The sequence below is a fragment of the Nocardia yunnanensis genome (assembly GCF_003626895.1).
Taxonomy (GTDB): Bacteria; Actinomycetota; Actinomycetes; order Mycobacteriales; family Mycobacteriaceae; genus Nocardia; species Nocardia yunnanensis.
The window spans coordinates 5,506,753-5,525,353 of record NZ_CP032568.1 but is presented as its reverse complement, the minus strand read 5'-3'; the positions used below and the strand labels follow the sequence as shown (position 1 = coordinate 5,525,353).

The window sequence follows — 18,601 nt, the reverse complement described above, 5'->3', positions numbered from 1 at the left end:
TTTCATTTCCTTTGCCTTGTCTTTACGATTACCGGCGATCTGCCTAGCGTCGTGGTTCTCCAGCCTCGCCCGCCGCTGCCTCTCGATGCCAGTACATGTTGACCGATGAACCGGGCGGCGGAGCCGTGCCGGCGAAGGAGAGATATGTCCACCGACACCGATCAGCCTCCACGGACGTCGCTTCCCGGCCTCGCCGGTGTGATACGCCACGACCTGCCGGCCTCGCTCGTCGTCTTTCTCGTTTCCCTGCCCCTGTCCATCGGCATCGCGGTGGCCGTGGGCGCCCCGGTCGCCGCCGGACTCATCGCCGTCGTGGTGGGCGGCATCGTCGCCGGACTGCTGGGCGGCTCCACGCTGCAGGTCAGCGGGCCCACCGCCTCGCTGACCGTGGTCGTCGCCGAATCCATCAACCAATTCGGCTGGCCCGCCACCTGTTTCATCACCGTGCTGGCGGGCGGGCTGCAGATCCTGTTCGGGCTCAGCCGGATCGCGCGCGGCGTGCTGGCCATCGCCCCGGTCGTGGTGCACGCCATGCTCGCCGGGATCGGCATCGTCATCGCGCTGCAGCAGGTGCACGTGATGATGGGCGGCGACACCCTCACCTCCTCGTGGGACGCCATCGTCGGACTGCCGCGGCAGCTGGCCTCGGTTCACCCCGGCGACCTGTGCATCGGGTTGATCGTCATCGCCATCCTGATCGGCTGGCGGCGCGTGCCCGAACCCGCCGGCCGGGTGCCCGCGCCGCTGATCGCTGTTGTGGTCGCCACCCTGCTGGCGCGCGTGCTGCCGGTGCGGGTCGAGCACATCACCCTCAACGGCTCGCTGCTCGCCGAACTGCACCTGCCGCAGCTGCCGCACGGCGGCTGGGCGCAGGTGGCGCTGATGGCCGTCACCATCGCGCTCATCGCCAGCGTGGAGACCCTGCTCTCGGCCGTCGCCGTGGACCGGATGCGCCAGAACTCCGCGCGCCGAACCGATCTCGATCGCGAGCTGCTCGGGCAGGGCGCGGCCAATATGGTCTCCGGCGCGATCGGCGGCCTGCCGGTGGCCGCGGTCATCGTGCGCAGCATCACCAATGTCAAAGCGGGCGCGCGCAGTAAAGCCTCGACCATGCTGCACGGGGTGTGGATCCTGCTGTTCTCGGTGGCGCTGGTCGACGTGGTGCGCTCGATTCCCAAGGCGGCGCTGGCCGGACTGCTCATCGTGGTCGGCATCCAGCTCATCAAACTCGCCCACATCCGCAGCGCCCGGCGCACCGGCGACCTGGTCGTGTACGCGGCCACCGTGCTGGTGGTGGTGTTCTGGAATCTGTTGCTGGGCATGGTGGTCGGGCTGGTGCTGGCCTTCGCGCTGCTGCTGTGGCGGGTGGTGCGGGTGACCGTGAGCGCCGAGCGGCTCGACGAGCGGCGCTGGCGGGTTCTCGTCGACGGCAGCTTCACCTTCCTGGCGCTGCCCAAGCTCACCGCCGAACTGCACAAGGTCCCCGCGGGCAGCGACGTGCTGGTCGAGATGACCGTCGACTTCATGGACCACGCCGCCTACGACGCCCTGCGCGACTGGGCGGAGCTGCACCGAAGCGAAGGCGGCACAGTGGAATTCGTCGAAGTCGGCGCGGTGCGCATGGCCGACGCCGCCCATGGCCCGGCCGCGCGCGGCCATTCGCGCCACCTGCTCGACGAGGCCCTGGGCCCGTGGCGGCGCCACCCCGGCGACGTGGACCGCATCGTGGCGGGCGTGGCCGCCTACCACCGCAGTCACGCGCACGTCATGCGGCCGCATCTCGGCGTACTACGCGACGGTCAGGAACCCGACTCGCTTTTCGTCACGTGCGCGGACTCACGCATCGTGCCGAACGTGATCACCAACAGCGGGCCCGGGGACCTCTTCACGGTGCGCAATGTGGGCAACCTGATTCCGCGCGACGCCCAGGACTCGTCCATGGAGGCCGCGCTCATCTACGCGCTCGACAAGCTGCACGTCCGCTCGGTCGTGGTGTGCGGGCACTCCGGGTGCGGGGCCATGGGCGCGCTGCACAGCGAACTGGTCACCGGCTCGCAGCTCGACGACTGGCTCGCGCACGCACGGCCCAGTCTCGACCGGTTCCGGCTCGGACATCCGGTGGCGGCCGCGGCCGCGGCGGCCGGGTTCGGGACCGTCGATCAGCTGGGCATGGTGAACGTGGCGGTGCAGCTCGAGACGCTGTCCGCGCATCCGGTCGTGCGGCGCGGCGTCGAGGAACGCGGGGTCGTGCTGTCGGGACTGTTCTTCGACATCGCCAGCGCCCGGGTCATCGAGGTCACGGTGGACGGGATCGCCGAGATCGACGGCGTCGGGCGGGTTGCCCAACCCGCTTGACGACCTGGCGATACTCGAGGATCGAGGGGCGTGAACCCGAAAGGGTTTACGCCCCTTTCACATTGTGGCCCAGCCTTTCTCAGTCTTTGCTAAGTCTTTACCTTTAGCGTGGCGTGTGCTCGTCCGGTGAGTCTGCGGCCAAAGCCGTCCGCAGCCTTTTATTCGATGCCCCCGCACATGCTCGCTTAGGAGCGAAATGTCTCGCGACACCGATTCACCGCCAGGCAGAACCGCCGGCAGATTCGATTCCCTGCTGCGCCACGATCTCCCTGCGTCCCTCGTCGTCTTTCTCGTCGCGCTGCCGCTCTCGCTCGGCATCGCGGTCGCCTCCGGCGCGCCCATCGCCGCCGGACTCATCGCCGCCGTCGTCGGCGGTCTCGTCGTCGGAATTCTCGGCGGCGCGCCCCTGCAGGTCAGCGGGCCCGCCGCCGGCCTGACCGTGGTGGTCGCCACCACCATCAACGAATTCGGCTGGAAGACAGCCTGTTTCATCACCGTCCTGGCCGGCGGTATGCAAATCCTGTTCGGGCTCAGCCGCATCGCGCGCGCGGCCCTGGCCATCGCACCGGTGGTGGTGCACGCCATGCTCGCCGGCATCGGCATCACCATCGCGCTGCAGCAGCTGCACGTGCTGCTGGGCGGATCCTCGCGAAGTTCCGCCTGGCAGAACCTGATTCAGCTGCCCAACGAGCTGCTCAACCTGCACGGCGACGACTTCCTGATCGGCCTGGTCGTCATCGGCCTCATGCTCGGCTGGAAGAAGGTCCCCGGCCGGCTGCAGGTGCTGCCCGGACCGCTGGTCGCGGTCGTGACCGCCACCGTGCTGTCGCTGGTGCTGCCCGGCGATCCGGAACGCATCGTGTTGAACGGCTCGCTGTTCGACGCCATCGGGCTGCCCGGCCTGCCCGACGGCGACTGGGGCGGGGTGGTGCTCGCGGCACTGACCATCGCCCTGATCGCCAGCGTCGAGAGCCTGCTGTCGGCGGTCTCCGTCGACAAGATGCACACCGGTGCGCGCACCGACTTCGATCGCGAACTGGTCGGCCAGGGCGCGGCCAATATGGTCTCCGGCGCGCTCGGCGGGCTGCCGGTCACCGGCGTCATCGTGCGCAGCGCCACCAATGTGGCCGCGGGCGCCCGTTCGCGGGCTTCGGCGTTCCTGCACGGCATCTGGGTCCTGGTGTTCTCGGTGGCGCTGGTGGGCGTCGTCCAGCAGATTCCGAAATCGGCGCTGGCCGGTCTGCTCATCGTGGTCGGCATCCAGCTGGTCAAGCTCGCCCACATCAAGCTGGCCCGCCGCACCGGCGACCTGCTGGTGTACGTGGTGACCGTGCTCGGCGTGGTGTTCCTCAACCTCCTGGAAGGCGTGATCATCGGTCTGCTGCTGGCCTTCGCGCTGCTGCTGTGGCGCGTCGTGCGGGTGTCCATCACCGCCGGACCGGTGGCGGGCACCGAGCGCTGGCTGATCAGCATCGACGGCACCTGCACCTTCCTGGCGCTGCCCAGGCTGACCTCGGAACTGCGCAAGGTGCCCGAGGGCGCCGACGCGCTGGTGGAACTCAGTGTCGACTTCCTCGACCACGCCGCCTACGAGGCCATCCACGACTGGGCACGCCAGCACGAAAGCACCGGCGGCAGCGTCGAATACGTGGAACTGGGCACCGCGCACATGGCGCACGCGCTGACCGGCCCGCCGGTGCGCGGCCGCGCCCGCAGCCTGCTCGACGACGTGCTGCGGCCGTGGCGCGCCGACGACGGCAACCCGATCACCAAGGGCGTGGCCGCTTTCCACCGCCGCAACGCGCATGTGGTGCGCCCGCACCTGGACGAGCTGCGCGACGGGCAGCAGCCGCACTCGCTCTTCCTGACCTGCGCGGATTCGCGGATCGTGCCCAACGTGATCACCAACAGCGGGCCCGGTGACCTGTTCACCATCCGCAATGTCGGCAATCTGGTCGCCGCCGGCGGCCGGGACGCCTCCCTCGAGGCGGCGCTGTCGTTCGCCATCGACGAACTCGGCGTCGACAACGTGGTGGTCTGCGGGCATTCGTCCTGTGGCGCGATGAAGGCGCTGATCGCGGGCGGTTCCGCCGGTCCCGGCCTGGACAACTGGCTGGTGCACGGCCGTCCCAGCGTGGACCGATTCCACGCCGGCGACCCGGTCGCCGCCGCGGCCGCCCGCGCCGGATTCGGCGTGGCCGATCAGCTCTCGATGGTCAATGTGGCCGTCCAGCTCGAGACGCTGCGCGCCCACCCGGTGGTGCGCCGCGCGATGCGGGAACGGGGACTGCAGGTTTCGGGCCTGTTCTTCGACATCGCCTCCGCGCGCGTGCTGGCAGTCACGGCCGAGGGCATCGCCGACATCGACGCCCCCGACCTCGCGGGCGTCCTGGCACACACCCACTGAACCGGAGCCGATCGCCGGAGGGCGCGCCTGCCGCGCCCTCCGGCGATCTTCGCGTCCGAACCCGCCACCCGGGCGCGTCGGCGCGGCGCGGGGGAGTGCGCGGCATACGCTGAGGCCGCTCTCGGGGAGGGAGCGGCCCACTTTCGCGCGTAAACGTGACATCGTGGGTGGTGTAACCCGTACGGGTAGTTATCGGTGGCACTCGGCCGGATCGGAGTCGGATGGAAATGGTTGCGCAGACCCCTGTTTCACTGGCTCAGGTGCCGGGCACCGAGCTGCTGCGGCCCGAATGGCTGGCCGAACGGATCGCCGAGATGGGGATCAGCTGGGGGACTGCCGACTCGCGGGTGTCGGGGACGCTGTGGTGGTGCATGGCGGCCAGTTCGCTGGTGGATCCGATCGTCGCGGCCGTCGCCAGCGGGCAGCCCGCGTTCGATCCGGCGCTCGAACACCTCGGCCTCGAGATTCGCGCCGACGGGGGCGTGGAGCGCGTGATTCCCGAACCGCACGCCTACGCGATCGCGCTCGGCACGGTGGCGGCGGAGGGCCCCGCCACCGACATGAATTGCGCTCACCCCGAACCGCATTCGGCGGCCTGCTGCGCCACCGCACCGATCGGGCAGGCCCTGCGGCACACGCTGTCGCGGGTCATCCCGATCGTCGCCGAGGTCTCCGGCGCGGGCGTCCCCGCCCTGTGGGCGATCGTCGCCGACGCCATCGGCAATCGCGCCCTCGACATCGGCGCCGCCGAGGCCGGCGCCCGGCTCGCCCGTGACGTCGCCGGGCGCCTGCCCGTCCCGCGTTTTCAGGACGTCGGCGGCCGCACGTTCGTGCGCCGCATCTCCTGCTGCCTGGTGTTCGAGGTGCCCGGTTGCGAGATGTGCACCAGCTGCCCGAAACGCCCCGCGCCCGATCGCGAAGCCCGCCTGGCCGAACTCGCCGCCCGCGGCTGAGGCCCGCGCGGGCTCGGGAACTCACCGGTGGGGTCGCGGCCGTGGGGGCGGTCGATGAGCGCGGGTGTGGGGGCGTGCCGATAGAGTAGTGGCCGCCGGAGCTATGCGTTTCGTGACCGGCCACGATCGCGGGGAGCCGATCCTCGCACCAGACCCGGCGGGACCCCCGCCTATGACGATGCCAAGGAGTGCGCAGCCGTGACCACCTCAGCCCAGCAGACCCCAGTCGCCCGCGTCCGGGTTCCGGCTGGGACTACCGCCGGGGCCGCGGTGCGCGAGGCGGATCTGCCCAGCAAGGGCCCGGGCGCGGTGATCGTGGTGCGCGACGCTGCCGGTGACCTCAAGGATCTGTCGTGGATTCCCGAGCTGGACACCGAGGTCGAGGCCGTCACCGCCGATTCCCCGGACGGGCGCAATGTGATCCGGCATTCGGCCGCGCACGTGCTCGCGCAGGCGGTGCAGCAGGAGTTTCCGGGCGCGAAACTGGGCATCGGCCCGTTCATCAAGGACGGCTTCTACTACGACTTCCAGGTGGAGCGTCCCTTCACCCCGGAGGATCTGGCCAAGCTGGAATCCCGGATGAAGAAGATCATCAAAGGCGCGCAGCGGTTTTCGCGCCGGGTGGTCGAGGTCGACGAGGCCCGGATCGAGCTGGCCAAGGAGCCGTTCAAGCTCGAGCTGATCTCCGACAAGTCCGGCATCGACGATCCGGAGGTCATGGAGGTCGGCGGCAAAGAGCTGACCATCTACGACAACCTGGATCCCCGCACCGGCGAGCTGATCTGGGCCGACCTGTGCCGCGGCCCGCACCTGCCGACCACCAAGTACATTCCGGCGTTCAAGCTGACCCGCTCGAGCGCGGCGTACTGGCGTGGCGATCAGTCGCGGGAGGATCTGCAGCGCATCTACGGCACCGCCTGGGAATCCACCGAGGCTCAGGACGAGTACCTGCACCTGCTGGAAGAGGCCGAGAAGCGCGATCACCGCAAGCTCGGTCTCGAACTGGACCTGTTCTCCTTCCCCGACGAGCTGGGCTCGGGCCTGCCGGTGTTCCACCCCAAGGGCGGCATCATCCGCAAGGAGCTCGAGGACTACTCGCGCCGCCGCCACATCGCCGCGGGCTACGAGTTCGTCAACACCCCGCACATCACCAAGGGCCACCTGTTCGAGGTCTCCGGCCACCTGGACTGGTACCGCGACGGCATGTTCCCGGCCATGCATCTGGACGCCGAACTCAACGAGGACGGCTCGGTGCGCAAGCCCGGCCAGGACTACTACGTCAAGCCGATGAACTGCCCGATGCACAACCTGATCTTCCGCTCGCGCGGGCGCTCGTATCGCGAACTGCCTTTGCGCATGTTCGAATTCGGCTCGGTGTACCGCTACGAGAAGTCCGGCGTCGTGCACGGCCTGACCCGCGTGCGCGGCATGACGCAGGACGACGCGCACATCTACTGCACCAAGGAGCAGATGCACGCGGAGCTCACCTCCACGCTGCAGTTCGTGCTCTCGCTGCTGCGCGACTACGGCCTCGACGACTTCTACCTCGAACTCTCGACCAAGGACCCGAAGAAGTTCGTGGGCTCCGACGAGCTGTGGGAGGAGGCCACCGAGACCCTGCGCAAGGTGGCCACCGACTCCGGTCTCGAGCTGGTCCCGGATCCGGGCGGCGCGGCCTTCTACGGCCCGAAGATCTCCGTGCAGGCCAAGGACGCGCTCGGCCGCACCTGGCAGATGTCCACCATCCAGCTGGATTTCAACCTGCCCGAGCGTTTCGAACTCGAATACACCGGCAGCGACGGCGCCAAGCATCGCCCGGTCATGATCCACCGCGCGCTCTTCGGCTCCATCGAGCGGTTCTTCGGCGTGCTCACCGAGCACTACGCGGGCGCGTTCCCGGCGTGGCTGTCGCCGGTGCAGGTGGTCGGCATCCCCGTCGCCGAAGCCTTCGCCGAACACCTCGACGGTGTCATCGAGGCCTTGCGCGACAACAATATTCGCGCTGAGGTCGACCGTAGCGACGACCGCATGCAGAAGAAGATCTTCAACCAGACCGCGCAGAAGATCCCCTTCCAGCTGCTGGCCGGCGCGCGCGATGTGGAGAACGACGCGGTCAGCTTCCGCTTCCGTGACGGCAGCCAGGTCAACGGTGTGCCGGTCGCCGACGCGGTGGCCACCATCACCGACTGGATTCAGCGGCGCGAGAACGCATCTCCGACCGCGGAGGGCTTCGAGATCCGCAAAGGCGATCAATGAGTGAACCGACCGCGCCCCGGCCCGAGCAGATCGTGGATACCGGCGCCGGGGATCCGGACCGGCTGCAGCGGTTGTGGACCCCCTACCGGATGTCCTACATCACCGGCGAGGTCGAGGAACCCAAGGCGCCCAAGAAGACCGGGCATCCCTTCACCGACATCCCCGAGATGTCGGACGAGGACGGGCTGATCATCGCGCGCGGGCAGTGGGTGTACGCGGTGCTCAACCTGTATCCGTACAACCCCGGCCACACCATGGTGGTGCCGTATCGGCGGGTGGCCAACCTGGAGGACCTGACGCCGCGGGAGAGCCTCGAGCTGATGGCGTTCACCCAGCAGGCGATTCGCGTCATGAAGCAGGTGTCGCGGCCCGAGGGCTTCAATGTCGGATTGAATCTCGGTGGTGTCGCCGGTGGTTCACTCGCCGATCACCTGCATCAACATATCGTGCCGCGCTGGAGTGGGGACGCGAATTTCATTACCGTCGTCGGCGGAGTGAAGGTGATGCCGCAGCTGCTCCGGGAAACCCGGGCGCTGCTGGCACAGGCGTGGAAGGAAGCCGACTAGGCATGAGCCGGGGATACAGCACGAAAGGGCATGGGGTAGCGGCGTGCTGAGCTTCTTCGGTCGCGAGACGTTCGCCAAAGCGACCGCGCCGCTGGGCAAAGCGCTGGTGAGCACCGGGCTCACGCCCGACGCGATGACGCTCATCGGCACCACCGCCTCGATCGTGGCGGCGGTGACGCTGTTCCCGACCGGTCACCTGTTCTGGGGCACCATGGTGATCTGGCTGTTCGTCATGTTCGACATGCTCGACGGGGCCATGGCGCGAGCGCGCGGCGGCGGCACGAAATACGGTGCGGTGCTGGACGCCACCTGCGACCGGGTGGCCGACGGCGCCATCTTCGCGGGCCTGGCCTGGTGGTCGGTGTACCACGAGAACTCCAAGCACCTGCTGGTGGCGACCCTGGTGGTGCTGGTGACCTCGCAGGTCATCAGCTACGCCAAGGCCCGCGCCGAGGCCAGCGGGCTCTCGGCCGACGGCGGTCTCATCGAACGGCCCGACCGGCTGATCATCGTGCTGGTCGGCGCCGGATTCACCGGGATCGGCGGGTACTACGGCATCACCTGGCTGTCGTACGCGGTGTACGCGGCCATGTACATCCTCGCCGTGCTCAGCATCATCACCGTCTTTCAGCGGGTCCTGGCCGTGCGCAGGTCGCCGGGCGCCCGCGACGTTCTCGCCCCCGTGGCGAAGGCCCCGGAGGAACCGCAGCGGTGAACACCGATTTCACGTCCGTGATGACCGACAAGGCGTACGCGGCAGGTTGGCGTATCGTGCGCGGGCTGCCGGAAGGCTTGGTACGCAAGGGATTCGACGCCGGCGCGAACTTCGCGGCCCGGCGGGCGAACAAGAAGGCGCACCGTGGTGAGCCGAACATGTTGCGGCGCAACCTCGCTCATGTGCTCGGCACGACTCCGGACGCGGTGCCCGACAGCCTGATCGCGGCGAGCATGCGTTCCTACGCCCGCTACTGGCGCGAGGCGTTCCGGCTGCCGTCCATGGACCACACGGCGCTGGGCGCGTCGCTGCACGTAGCGGGCACCGATCACCTCGACGCGGCCCTGGCGCAGGGCAAGGGCGCGGTGCTGGTGCTCCCGCACTCGGGCAACTGGGACATGGCCGGGGTGTGGCTGGTGCAGAACCACGGCGGACTGTCCACGGTCAACGAGCGTTTGCGGCCGGAGTCGCTCTACGAGCGGTTCGTCGAATTCCGGGAGAGCCTGGGCTTCGAGATCTTCCCGCTCACCGGCGGTGAGCAGCCGCCGTTCCCGCAGCTGGCGGATCGGTTGCGGGACAACAAGGTCGTGTGCCTGATGGGGGAGCGCGACCTCACCGGCAAGGGCGTGCCGGTCACCATGTTCGGCGAACGCACCTGGGTGCCCGCGGGCGCGGCCAAACTGGCCGCTCAGACCGGGGCGGCGATGCTGCCCGTGCACTGCTGGTTCACCGAGGACGCGGACGGCACCGAGGGTTGGGGCATGGAAGTGTTCGCGCCCATCGACGTCTCCCAGGGCGTCGCCCCCGCCACCCAGGCGCTGGCGGAGGTGTTCGCCGCCAATATCGCCGCCCATCCCGCGGACTGGCACATGTTGCAGCCCATGTGGGAAAGTGACTTGTCACCGGCGCGATTGGAGCGGATCGCGGCCGCGCAACAGGCACTGGGGTATCGGGAACCGGTGGGCGACACCGGTACCGAGGGGTCGGCACGGGAAACAGGGGCGCTATGAGGATCGGCATGGTCTGCCCGTACTCGTTCGACGTTCCCGGCGGGGTGCAGGCGCACGTCGTGGAGTTGGCGCAGGTGCTCATCGAACGCGGCCACAAGGTGAGCGTGCTCGCACCCGCCGCCGACGACACGCCGCTGCCGGATTTCGTGGTGTCGGCGGGCAAGGCCGTGGCGATTCCCTACAACGGGTCGGTGGCGCGACTGTCGTTCGGGCCCACCGCCTACACGCGTATCCGCCGCTGGATCGCCGAGAACGATTTCGACGTCCTGCACATTCACGAACCCAACGCACCCAGCCTGTCGATGCTGGCGTTGAAGATCGCGGAGGGGCCGATCGTGGCCACCTTCCACACCTCGACCACGAAATCGTTGGTGCTCAGCACTTTTCAGGGCGTGCTGCGGCCGTATCACGAGAAGATCAGCGGCCGGATCGCGGTCAGTGAGCTGGCCCGGCGCTGGCAGGTGGAGGCGCTCGGCGGGGACGCCGTCGAAATCCCCAACGGGGTGGACGTGCCCGCGTTCGCGCACGCGCCGCTGCTGGAAGGCTATCCGCGCGCGGGCAAGTCGGTGCTGTTCCTCGGGCGGTTCGACGAGCCGCGCAAGGGGATGGAGGTGCTGCTGGGCGCGCTGCCGGAGCTGGTGCGCCGGCATCCGGACCTCGAGGTGCTCATCGTCGGGCGCGGGGACGAGGACCGGCTGCGGCGCGAGGCCGGCGACCTCGCCGGGCATCTGCGCTTCCTCGGGCAGGTCTCCGACGCCGAGAAGGCCTCCGCCATGCGCAGCGCCGATGTCTACGTCGCCCCGAATCTGGGCGGGGAGAGCTTCGGCATCGTGCTCGTCGAGGCCATGGCCGCCGGAACCGCCGTCGTGGCAAGCGATCTCGACGCCTTCCGGCGCGTCCTGCGCGACGGCACCGCGGGCATGCTGGTGCCGGTCGGGGACGCCGGACGACTGGCCGCGGCGATCAGCACCATGCTCACCGACGACGCCGTGCGCGACGAGTACATTCGCTGCGCGAATCAGGTTGTCGGCGAATACGATTGGCCGGTCGTGGCCGAGCAGATCCTGCGCGTGTACGAGACCGTCACCGTCGGCGACATGCGCGTCAGGACCGCCGGATGATCACCTTCTCCGCGACCACCATTCTGGTTCTCGCGCTCATCGCCGCCGCCATCATCACCGCGGCGGTGTGGGCGTACACCGCCGCGAACCGCCTCGACCGCCTGCACGTCCGCACCGACCAGGCCCGCCACGCCCTCGACGCGGCCCTGGCGCGGCGCGCGGTCGTGGCCCGCTCGGTGGCGACCACCCTGTCCGGGCTCTACGATCCGGCCCTCGTCGAACAGGCCCGCCGGCTCACCGCCCTGGCCGACCGCGCCGAACGCTCCAACTGGCGCGACCGCGAAACCGTCGAAAACCAGCTCGCCGCGGCGCTGTCCGCCATCGACGTGGCGCTGCTGCCGCCGCAGCAGGTCGCCGAGCTGGCCGACGCCGAGGCCCGCGTGCTCATCGCGCGGCGCTTCCACAACGATGCCGTCCGCGACACCCTCGCCCTGCGCACCCGGCGGCTGGTCCGCTGGGTACACCTGGCCGGTACCGCGCCGCTGCCGACCTATTTCGAAATCGCCGAGCGCGTCACCCCCGCCGCCTCCACCGGCCTCGAGGTCGACACCGTCCGCACCTCGGCCCGCGTGGTGCTGGTCGACGAGCACGACCGTGTCCTGCTGTTGCAGGGCATCGACCCCAAGGGTTCCGACGTCCCGTTCTGGTTCACCATCGGCGGCGGCGTCCACCCCGGAGAAACCTTGCGCGAGGCCGCGATCCGCGAACTCTACGAGGAAACCGGCCACGCCGCCGACTCCTCCGCGCTCCGCGGCCCGCTGTGGCGCCGGGTCGCGGTGTTCCCCTTCAACGGCGAACTCATCCGCTCCGAAGAACTCTTCTTCGCCCTGCGCACCAAGAACTTCGAGGTCGACCCCGCCAACCGCGACTACGTCGAACGCCGCTCCATCATCGGCAACAAATGGTGCACCCCCACCGATATCGCCCACCTCGACCACTCCGGCGAAACCGTCTACCCCTATCACCTGGACCAACTCCTCCCCGAAGCCCTCGCCGCTGCCGACGCCCCCACCAACCCCGAGGTCCGCTCCATCCGCTGACCGGCCCGCGGTGATATCTTGTTTCCAGATGGGATATCAATCCCGAGCGGGAGGTGCGGCATGGCGCGTACGGTGATCGACGTGGATGACGATGCCCTCGCCGAAGCTGCCCGTTATCTCGGTACCACCACCAAGAAGGACACGGTCAACGCGGCGCTACACGAGATCGTCGATCGGCGTCGGAGGGCGGCGGCCGTCGCGCGGATGCGTGCGATGGTTGCCGAGGGCGAGATCGACTTTTCCGTGATCGAGCGAGAAGCGCGCGGCGACCAATCCGTCGCATGACGGAACTTTTCCTTGCAGATACCAGTGCCCTGATCCGCTTCTATCGAGGACAGACCGGGCCGGAGTGGGATCAGGCTGTGACGTCCGGACTCGTGGGAATCTGCGAGCCGGTCCGGCTCGAGTACCTGCGGGCTGTCGGCGGCACTCCAGCGTTCCACGAGGCCGATTCGCTGTTGCGCGAGACGTTTCCGTATTACCCGGTCCGGGAACATGCATGGGACGACTGCGTCGTTCTCCAATCCCGTCTCGCGGACAAAGGCTGGCACCAGTGCGCGGGTCCCGTCGATCTGCTCGTAGCAGTCAGCGCGGTGCATCACGGTCTCACGGTTCTGCACGCGGACTGCGACTTCGAGACGATTGCCAGGATCTCGGGTCAGCCGGTACGGCGAATCGACACCTAGCCGCCGGCATCGACCAGCCGATACCGGTACACGCCGGGCTGAGGCGGGCGATGCGCTAGGGTCGCGGGAAGGTCTGTCACGCAAGGGAATCGGCGGGCCGTGTGTGGAAGGTGGAAAGTTCTTCGTGTCTTACCTGCTCTACGACTTTCTGGAACCGATGATGGGTCCGGCGGCGGCCGAATACTGGGCGAAGATCTTCGTCGTCGGACCGTTGTAGCAACCGCCCGGTGCTGAACCGGGCGCAACACCGAACGGCAGCCTCCTTGGCCACGCCCTCCTCGCGTAGCAAACTCTGAGACAACCGTCACTCGGAATGCCGCGTGAGGATTCTTCGCGCAGCGGTGTCCTACCGCATGAGCGATGAGGAGGTGCTGTGACCCACTCGGAGACGCTCGCGCCCGACGACGCGACACTCGCGGGGCGGGTGCGCGACGGCGACGTGCGGGCATTCGAACAGCTGGTGCTGCGCTATCAGGGCGCGATGTACCGGCTCGCGTCCCGGATGCTGAGCGATCGGGCCGAGGCCGAGGACATCGTGCAGGAGGTCTTCCTGACCGCCTGGCGGCGCATCGCCCAGCTGCACGACGACGCCGCCTTCGCGGGCTGGCTGTACCGGATGACCACCAACCGGTGCCTCAATGCCCTGCGCACCCGGCAGTCGGTCCTCGGCGTGGACCTCGACAGCACCGAATCCCCGCGCACCGACACCCATCCCGAGCACGCGACCCAGGTCAGCGAACAACTCGAGGCACTCACGGTGGCACTGCGGCAGCTCACGCCCGAACAGCGGGCGTGCTGGCTGCTGCGCGAGGTGCACGGCCGCTCCTACGAAGAGATCGGCGAGATCGTCGGCGCCAACGCCACCCAGGTCCGGGGGCGGATCGCGCGGGCCCGAGCACAATTGGCGGAGGTGATGAAGCCATGGCGGTGACCGACACCGATGAGGACTACCTCCTGCCCTGCGGCCGTGGCCTGGACCGGGTGTGGGAACGCCTGGACGCGGTGCAGAACGGGTCCGGCGACGCGCACGAGACCAGCTGCCCGCACTGCCGCACCGCGCGCGAGAGCCTGCTGGGCCTGCGCGCGGCCACCCGGGAACTCATCGACGAACCGGCCCCCGAGCCACCGGACCTGTTCGGCCGCATCATGTCCGCGGTGCGCGCCGAACTGCGCCGCGGCGCCACCCTCGAGCTGGTGACGCCGCATCCCGGCACGGTCGCGGTCAGCGAACAGGCCGCCGCGGTCGTGCTGCGCTACGCCGCCGACTCGGTGCCGGGGGTGCGCGCCCGGCGCTGCCGGATGCGAGTGGTCGGCATCGGACCGGGCGGCGAGTCCATCGTGCACATCTCCCTGAGCATCGCCGTGCCTGTCCTCGGCGACGGCATTCCCGGCCTGGTGCCCCGGGTGCGTGAGCGGGTCACCGCGGCCGCTTCCGCACAAACAGGTTTGCTGGTCGGTCGCCTGGACATCTCCATTGTGGATGTCTATCAGGAAGGAGCCCGGTGACCGCACCCGTCAGTACCGAGCTGATCGTCGCCGATGCCGTGGTGGCAGGCGTCGCGGCGTGGGCCGCCGCCCGCGTTCCCGGCGTGAAACGTGTCGAACCCGGCTTGCGCGGCCTGGTTGCCGGACTGTCGCGCGCCGGGCGGCAGCTGTGGTCCGGCTACGAGAGCGCCAGCACCGACGGTGTGCGCGTCCGCAATCCGGACGACGGCGCGCTCGGCGTCCGGCTCGAAATCGCGATCGGCGCGGACCGGCCCGCGCCGGACGTGGGAGCGGCCGTGCAGCGGGCGGTGATCGACACCGTGTTCGAGCGCCTCGGCGTCACCGTCGACGAGGTGACCGTGACCGTCATCGACATCGAACCGGAGTCCCGGTGAGCGCCCCCGTCGAGCTGCTCGACGCCCTCGCCGCCGCGCTCGAGGCGGTGCCGGGCGTGCGGCCGATGCCCTCGCTCACCGGCGGGGCGTGGCTGCCCCGGGCACTGCGCGCCTCGGCCATCGAACTCGGCGCCGACCTGATCGAAATCCGCGTCGTGGCAACCGAATTGCCGCTGCGCCCGCTGGCCGACCGGGTGGCCGCGGCCCTCGCCCCCGTGCTGGCGGGCACCGCCTGGGCCGGCGCGACCGTCCGGCTGGTCGTCGCCGAACTGGCGGCCGACGCCCTCGAGGAGGCCCACATGACCTGAATCACCCGGCCGTGAGACTCGGCTCGGGTCCGTGTCAGAACCAGTGCAGTTTCGTTCATCCGTTCCAGCTCGAGGAATTCAGGAGGAAGAAATGACCGCGACCGACACCGAAAAGACCGATGCCGCGAAGACCGACACCGTGAAGACCGCCGGTACCAAGGCTTCTCAGCAGCACGCCAACGAATCCGGTTCCGCCCGCAACGGTTCGGAGCGTCCCAGCGCCCTGCAGTCCGAGCAGGGCACCACCACCATCTCCGACATCGTGGTGCAGAAGATCGCGGGCCTGGCGGCGCGCAATGTGCGCGGCGTGCACGATCTGGGCGGCGGTGCGGCCCGGGCGTTCGGCGCGCTGCGCGACCGCATTCCGGGCGCTTCGGCCAGCGTCGGCCAGGGCGTCTCGGTGGAGGTCGGGGAAACCCAGGCGGCCGTCGATCTGGAGATCGTCGTCGAATACGGCGTCGCCATCGCGGAATTGGCGCGGGCCATTCGCCGCAGCGTCATCTCCGCCATCGAGCAGATGACCGGGCTCGAGGTGGTCGAGGTCAATATCAACGTCAACGACGTCTACATCGACGGGGACGACGACGAGCAGCCCGCGGGCAACCGCGTCCAGTAGCCATCCGGCGCAGCAGAGGAGTCGCAGATGAACGCCACACCGATCTGTTTGGCCATCGGCATCGCGCTCGGCTTCGCCGCCGCCTTCGGCGGTCTGGGCGCCTTCGCCGTCGTGCTCGTCTTCGCGGGGCTGGGACTGCTGGTCGGCCGCTGGCTCGACGGCGCGGTGGATCTGCCCGGCCTGGTGCGATCCACGCGTGAGCGGGGCCGGCGGTGACCGTCGTCGCCGACCCGCCCGGCCGTCTCAGCGTCAGCGAGCGCGCCGTCCGGCGCATCGCGGCGCAGGCGGCGCGGGAAGTGGACGGCGTCGAGCCGGAGGTCAGTGTGCGAGCGCAACTCTCGGGCGACCGGGCGGAACTGGCGGTATCGCTGCCGATTCGATACCCGCTGCCGGTGGCCCGGGTCAGCGAGGACTGCCGCCGGCATCTGATCGAGCGGGCAAGTGAGCTGGCCGGGGTGGCGGTGACCGGGGTGGAGATCACGGTGACGGCCCTGGTCCTCGAAACCGACACCGCCGCCGCCCGATCCACCCGGAGGGTCCGATGATCCGGCGGCCGCGCCGCACCGGCGCGGCCGTGGTGGTGGCGCTGGCGGTGTTCGCGCTGTGCCTGGTCACGGTGATCTCGCTGATCCAGAAGCTCACCGGCGGCAAGGAACTCGTGTCCTACGACAGTGTCGCGACCCGGCTGCACGATATCGGGTGGTCCGATCCGATCGTGGCGGCCGTGGGCGCGGCGGTGATCGTGCTCGGCCTGCTGCTGCTCGCGCTGGCGCTGCTGCCGGGTCGTCCCGTCGTGCTGCCGCTGGCCGACCTCGACGGCAGCGCGGCGGGTGTCACCCGGCGCAGCGTGCGCGCCGCGCTGACCCGGGAGCTCGACGGGCTGCCCGGCGTCGACGCCCGGCGCATTCGGGTGGGCCGCCGCACAATCCGGGTGGCCGCCACCAGTGTGCCCGCACCGGGTGAAATTCCGCCGGAATCCGTTGTCGGGGAATCCATTTCGAACGCCCTGCAACGGATCGGGCTATCCGGCGCGAGCGTGCGGACGCGAGTGCGTGAACTGCGGAAGGAAGGCCGTCGATGACGTCGTCGCTCAATAGGCCCGCGCGCCTGAACCGGGCCCTGCTGGCCCTGGCGGGGCTGACCCTGCTGGCCGCCGGCGGGTACGCGCTCGCGGCGTACGGGGACAAGCTGCCCTGGGTCGACTCCGGGGACCGGTTGACGCCGGGAACCGCCGCGCCGCCGTCGTGGGTGCTGGCGTTGATCGCGATCGCGGCGGTCGTGATCGGCCTGGGCTGCCTGCGCTGGGTGGCCGCCCAGCTGCGTCGCGTACCCAAGGCCGTGCCGTGGGAATTGTCGGGCCCCGAGGCCGCGGGCCGCACGACGCTGTCCTCGGCGGTCGCGGCGCGGGCGGTGGCCGCCGACATCGAGGGCTATCCGGAGGTCGGCTCGGTGTCGGCGGTGTTGTCGGGGCCCGGGCGCGCACCGGAGTTGCACGTGATCGTCACCGCGTCCGCCGGCGCCGACCTGACCGACCTGCGCCGGCGCATCCTCGGGGAGGCCGTGCCCCGGTTGCGGTCGGCGCTGGCGGTGGGCGTCATCCCGGTCACCATGGAATTCCGCCTGGCCGACAATGGAATTGCCCTGCAATAGCTCCACCGGCTGTGATGGGGGCCACTGCGCTCCGCGTGACCAGTCCAGTCGTGTCCGACTGGCTATCTAGCGCCCACAGCCAGCCGCCTAGAATCAGGATGTTCGTCTTCCCGCAATCCACCAGGAGTTTGCCGTGACCACGCCCGACACCACGCCCACCATCGGTACCGCCCGCGTCAAGCGCGGCATGGCCGAGATGCTGAAGGGCGGTGTGATCATGGACGTCGTCACGCCCGAGCAGGCCAAGATCGCCGAGGACGCCGGCGCCGTCGCGGTCATGGCGCTCGAGCGGGTCCCGGCCGACATTCGCGCCCAGGGCGGCGTCTCCCGCATGTCGGATCCGGACATGATCGACGGCATCATCGAGGCCGTCTCCATCCCCGTCATGGCCAAGGCGCGCATCGGCCACTTCGTCGAGGCGCAGATCCTGCAGTCGCTCGGCGTCGACTACATCGACGAGTCCGAGGTGCTGACCCCGGCCGACTACGCCAACCACATCGACAAGTTCGCCTTCACCGTGCCGTTCGTGTGCGGCGCGACCAACCTGGGCGAGGCGCTGCGCCGGATCACCGAGGGCGCGGCCATGATTCGCTCCAAGGGTGAGGCCGGCACCGGCGACGTCTCCAACGCCACCACCCACATGCGCACCATCCGCGCCGAGATCCGCCGCCTGACCTCGCTGTCCAAGGACGAGCTGTACGTGGCCGCCAAGGAACTGCAGGCCCCCTACGAGCTGGTGTGCGAGGTCGCCGAGACCGGCAAGCTGCCCGTGGTCATGTTCACCGCCGGTGGCATCGCCACCCCGGCCGACGCGGCCATGATGATGCAGCTCGGCGCCGAGGGCGTGTTCGTCGGCTCCGGAATCTTCAAGTCCGGCAACCCGGCTCAGCGGGCCGCCGCCATCGTCAAGGCCACCACCTTCCACGACGACCCGGACGTGCTGGCGAAGGTCTCGCGCGGTCTGGGCGAGGCCATGGTCGGCATCAATGTCGAGGAGATCCCGCAGCCGCACCGCCTCGCCGAGCGCGGCTGGTAATC

21 protein-coding genes are annotated in these 18,601 nt (G+C 69.5%); all 21 read left to right on the top strand.

The window, feature by feature from the left end; genetic code table 11:
• Positions 1-144 precede the first annotated feature (144 nt).
• The 21 genes from D7D52_RS25965 (at position 145) to pdxS (ending at position 18,599) form a co-directional block, all read left to right on the top strand.
• Complete coding sequence (locus D7D52_RS25965; protein WP_120740440.1) at positions 145-2,355, top strand: SulP family inorganic anion transporter; 2,211 nt, start codon at positions 145-147, stop codon at positions 2,353-2,355.
• Between the two features lie 196 nt (positions 2,356-2,551).
• Positions 2,552-4,762 carry a SulP family inorganic anion transporter gene (locus tag D7D52_RS25960; protein ID WP_120740438.1) on the top strand — a complete coding sequence of 737 codons (2,211 nt, stop codon included), beginning with the start codon at positions 2,552-2,554 and terminating at the stop codon, positions 4,760-4,762.
• Positions 4,763-5,022: 260 nt separating this feature from the next.
• On the top strand, positions 5,023-5,715 hold the full coding sequence (locus tag D7D52_RS25955) for a (2Fe-2S)-binding protein (RefSeq protein ID WP_246023296.1): 693 nt from the start codon (positions 5,023-5,025) through the stop codon (positions 5,713-5,715).
• Between the two features lie 198 nt (positions 5,716-5,913).
• Complete coding sequence (gene thrS, locus D7D52_RS25950) at positions 5,914-7,971, top strand: threonine--tRNA ligase (protein ID WP_120740433.1); 2,058 nt, start codon at positions 5,914-5,916, stop codon at positions 7,969-7,971.
• Positions 7,968-8,537: an ATP adenylyltransferase gene (locus tag D7D52_RS25945; RefSeq protein WP_120740431.1), complete on the top strand. Its 570-nt coding sequence runs from the start codon at positions 7,968-7,970 to the stop codon at positions 8,535-8,537. Before thrS ends, D7D52_RS25945 begins: the two co-directional genes overlap by 4 nt.
• A 43-nt stretch (positions 8,538-8,580) precedes the next feature.
• Positions 8,581-9,252, top strand: coding sequence for a phosphatidylinositol phosphate synthase (gene pgsA, locus D7D52_RS25940; protein ID WP_120740429.1), 672 nt, complete (start codon positions 8,581-8,583; stop codon positions 9,250-9,252).
• Between the two features lie 20 nt (positions 9,253-9,272).
• Complete coding sequence (locus tag D7D52_RS25935; protein ID WP_120744468.1) at positions 9,273-10,262, top strand: phosphatidylinositol mannoside acyltransferase; 990 nt, start codon at positions 9,273-9,275, stop codon at positions 10,260-10,262.
• The gene (locus D7D52_RS25930) at positions 10,259-11,383 is read left to right on the top strand and encodes a glycosyltransferase family 4 protein (RefSeq protein ID WP_120740427.1); all 1,125 of its coding nucleotides are present in this window, start codon (positions 10,259-10,261) and stop codon (positions 11,381-11,383) included. Before D7D52_RS25935 ends, D7D52_RS25930 begins: the two co-directional genes overlap by 4 nt.
• Positions 11,383-12,423, top strand: a complete 1,041-nt coding sequence (locus D7D52_RS25925; RefSeq protein WP_120744467.1) for an NUDIX hydrolase — start codon at positions 11,383-11,385, stop codon at positions 12,421-12,423. The genes D7D52_RS25930 and D7D52_RS25925 overlap by 1 nt, the downstream gene beginning before the upstream one ends.
• 60 nt (positions 12,424-12,483) lie before the next feature.
• Complete coding sequence (locus D7D52_RS25920; protein ID WP_120740425.1) at positions 12,484-12,708, top strand: type II toxin-antitoxin system VapB family antitoxin; 225 nt, start codon at positions 12,484-12,486, stop codon at positions 12,706-12,708.
• Entirely contained in the window at positions 12,705-13,109 is a 405-nt protein-coding gene (locus D7D52_RS25915) for a PIN domain nuclease (RefSeq protein ID WP_120740424.1), read from the top strand. The genes D7D52_RS25920 and D7D52_RS25915 overlap by 4 nt, the downstream gene beginning before the upstream one ends.
• 373 nt (positions 13,110-13,482) lie before the next feature.
• Positions 13,483-14,040, top strand: coding sequence for an RNA polymerase sigma factor (locus D7D52_RS25910; protein ID WP_120740422.1), 558 nt, complete (start codon positions 13,483-13,485; stop codon positions 14,038-14,040).
• Positions 14,031-14,615 (top strand): Asp23/Gls24 family envelope stress response protein, encoded by a 585-nt coding sequence (locus tag D7D52_RS25905; protein WP_120740420.1) that lies wholly within the window; start codon positions 14,031-14,033, stop codon positions 14,613-14,615. Before D7D52_RS25910 ends, D7D52_RS25905 begins: the two co-directional genes overlap by 10 nt.
• The gene (locus D7D52_RS25900; protein WP_120740419.1) at positions 14,612-14,989 is read left to right on the top strand and encodes an Asp23/Gls24 family envelope stress response protein; all 378 of its coding nucleotides are present in this window, start codon (positions 14,612-14,614) and stop codon (positions 14,987-14,989) included. The genes D7D52_RS25905 and D7D52_RS25900 overlap by 4 nt, the downstream gene beginning before the upstream one ends.
• A complete protein-coding gene (locus D7D52_RS25895; protein WP_120740417.1) occupies positions 14,986-15,297 on the top strand; it encodes a hypothetical protein in 312 nt (103 codons plus the stop codon). Before D7D52_RS25900 ends, D7D52_RS25895 begins: the two co-directional genes overlap by 4 nt.
• Before the next feature lie 91 nt (positions 15,298-15,388).
• Positions 15,389-15,913: an Asp23/Gls24 family envelope stress response protein gene (locus tag D7D52_RS25890; RefSeq protein ID WP_120740415.1), complete on the top strand. Its 525-nt coding sequence runs from the start codon at positions 15,389-15,391 to the stop codon at positions 15,911-15,913.
• A gap of 27 nt (positions 15,914-15,940) precedes the next feature.
• Positions 15,941-16,129, top strand: a complete 189-nt coding sequence (locus D7D52_RS25885; protein ID WP_120740413.1) for a hypothetical protein — start codon at positions 15,941-15,943, stop codon at positions 16,127-16,129.
• Positions 16,126-16,458 (top strand): Asp23/Gls24 family envelope stress response protein, encoded by a 333-nt coding sequence (locus D7D52_RS25880; RefSeq protein WP_120740411.1) that lies wholly within the window; start codon positions 16,126-16,128, stop codon positions 16,456-16,458. Before D7D52_RS25885 ends, D7D52_RS25880 begins: the two co-directional genes overlap by 4 nt.
• Positions 16,455-16,994, top strand: a complete 540-nt coding sequence (locus D7D52_RS25875; RefSeq protein ID WP_120740409.1) for a DUF6286 domain-containing protein — start codon at positions 16,455-16,457, stop codon at positions 16,992-16,994. Before D7D52_RS25880 ends, D7D52_RS25875 begins: the two co-directional genes overlap by 4 nt.
• Entirely contained in the window at positions 16,991-17,563 is a 573-nt protein-coding gene (locus D7D52_RS25870; protein ID WP_120740407.1) for an alkaline shock response membrane anchor protein AmaP, read from the top strand. Before D7D52_RS25875 ends, D7D52_RS25870 begins: the two co-directional genes overlap by 4 nt.
• A gap of 133 nt (positions 17,564-17,696) precedes the next feature.
• Positions 17,697-18,599 carry a pyridoxal 5'-phosphate synthase lyase subunit PdxS gene (gene pdxS, locus D7D52_RS25865; protein ID WP_120740405.1) on the top strand — a complete coding sequence of 301 codons (903 nt, stop codon included), beginning with the start codon at positions 17,697-17,699 and terminating at the stop codon, positions 18,597-18,599.
• The last annotated feature ends 2 nt before the right edge of the window (positions 18,600-18,601 follow it).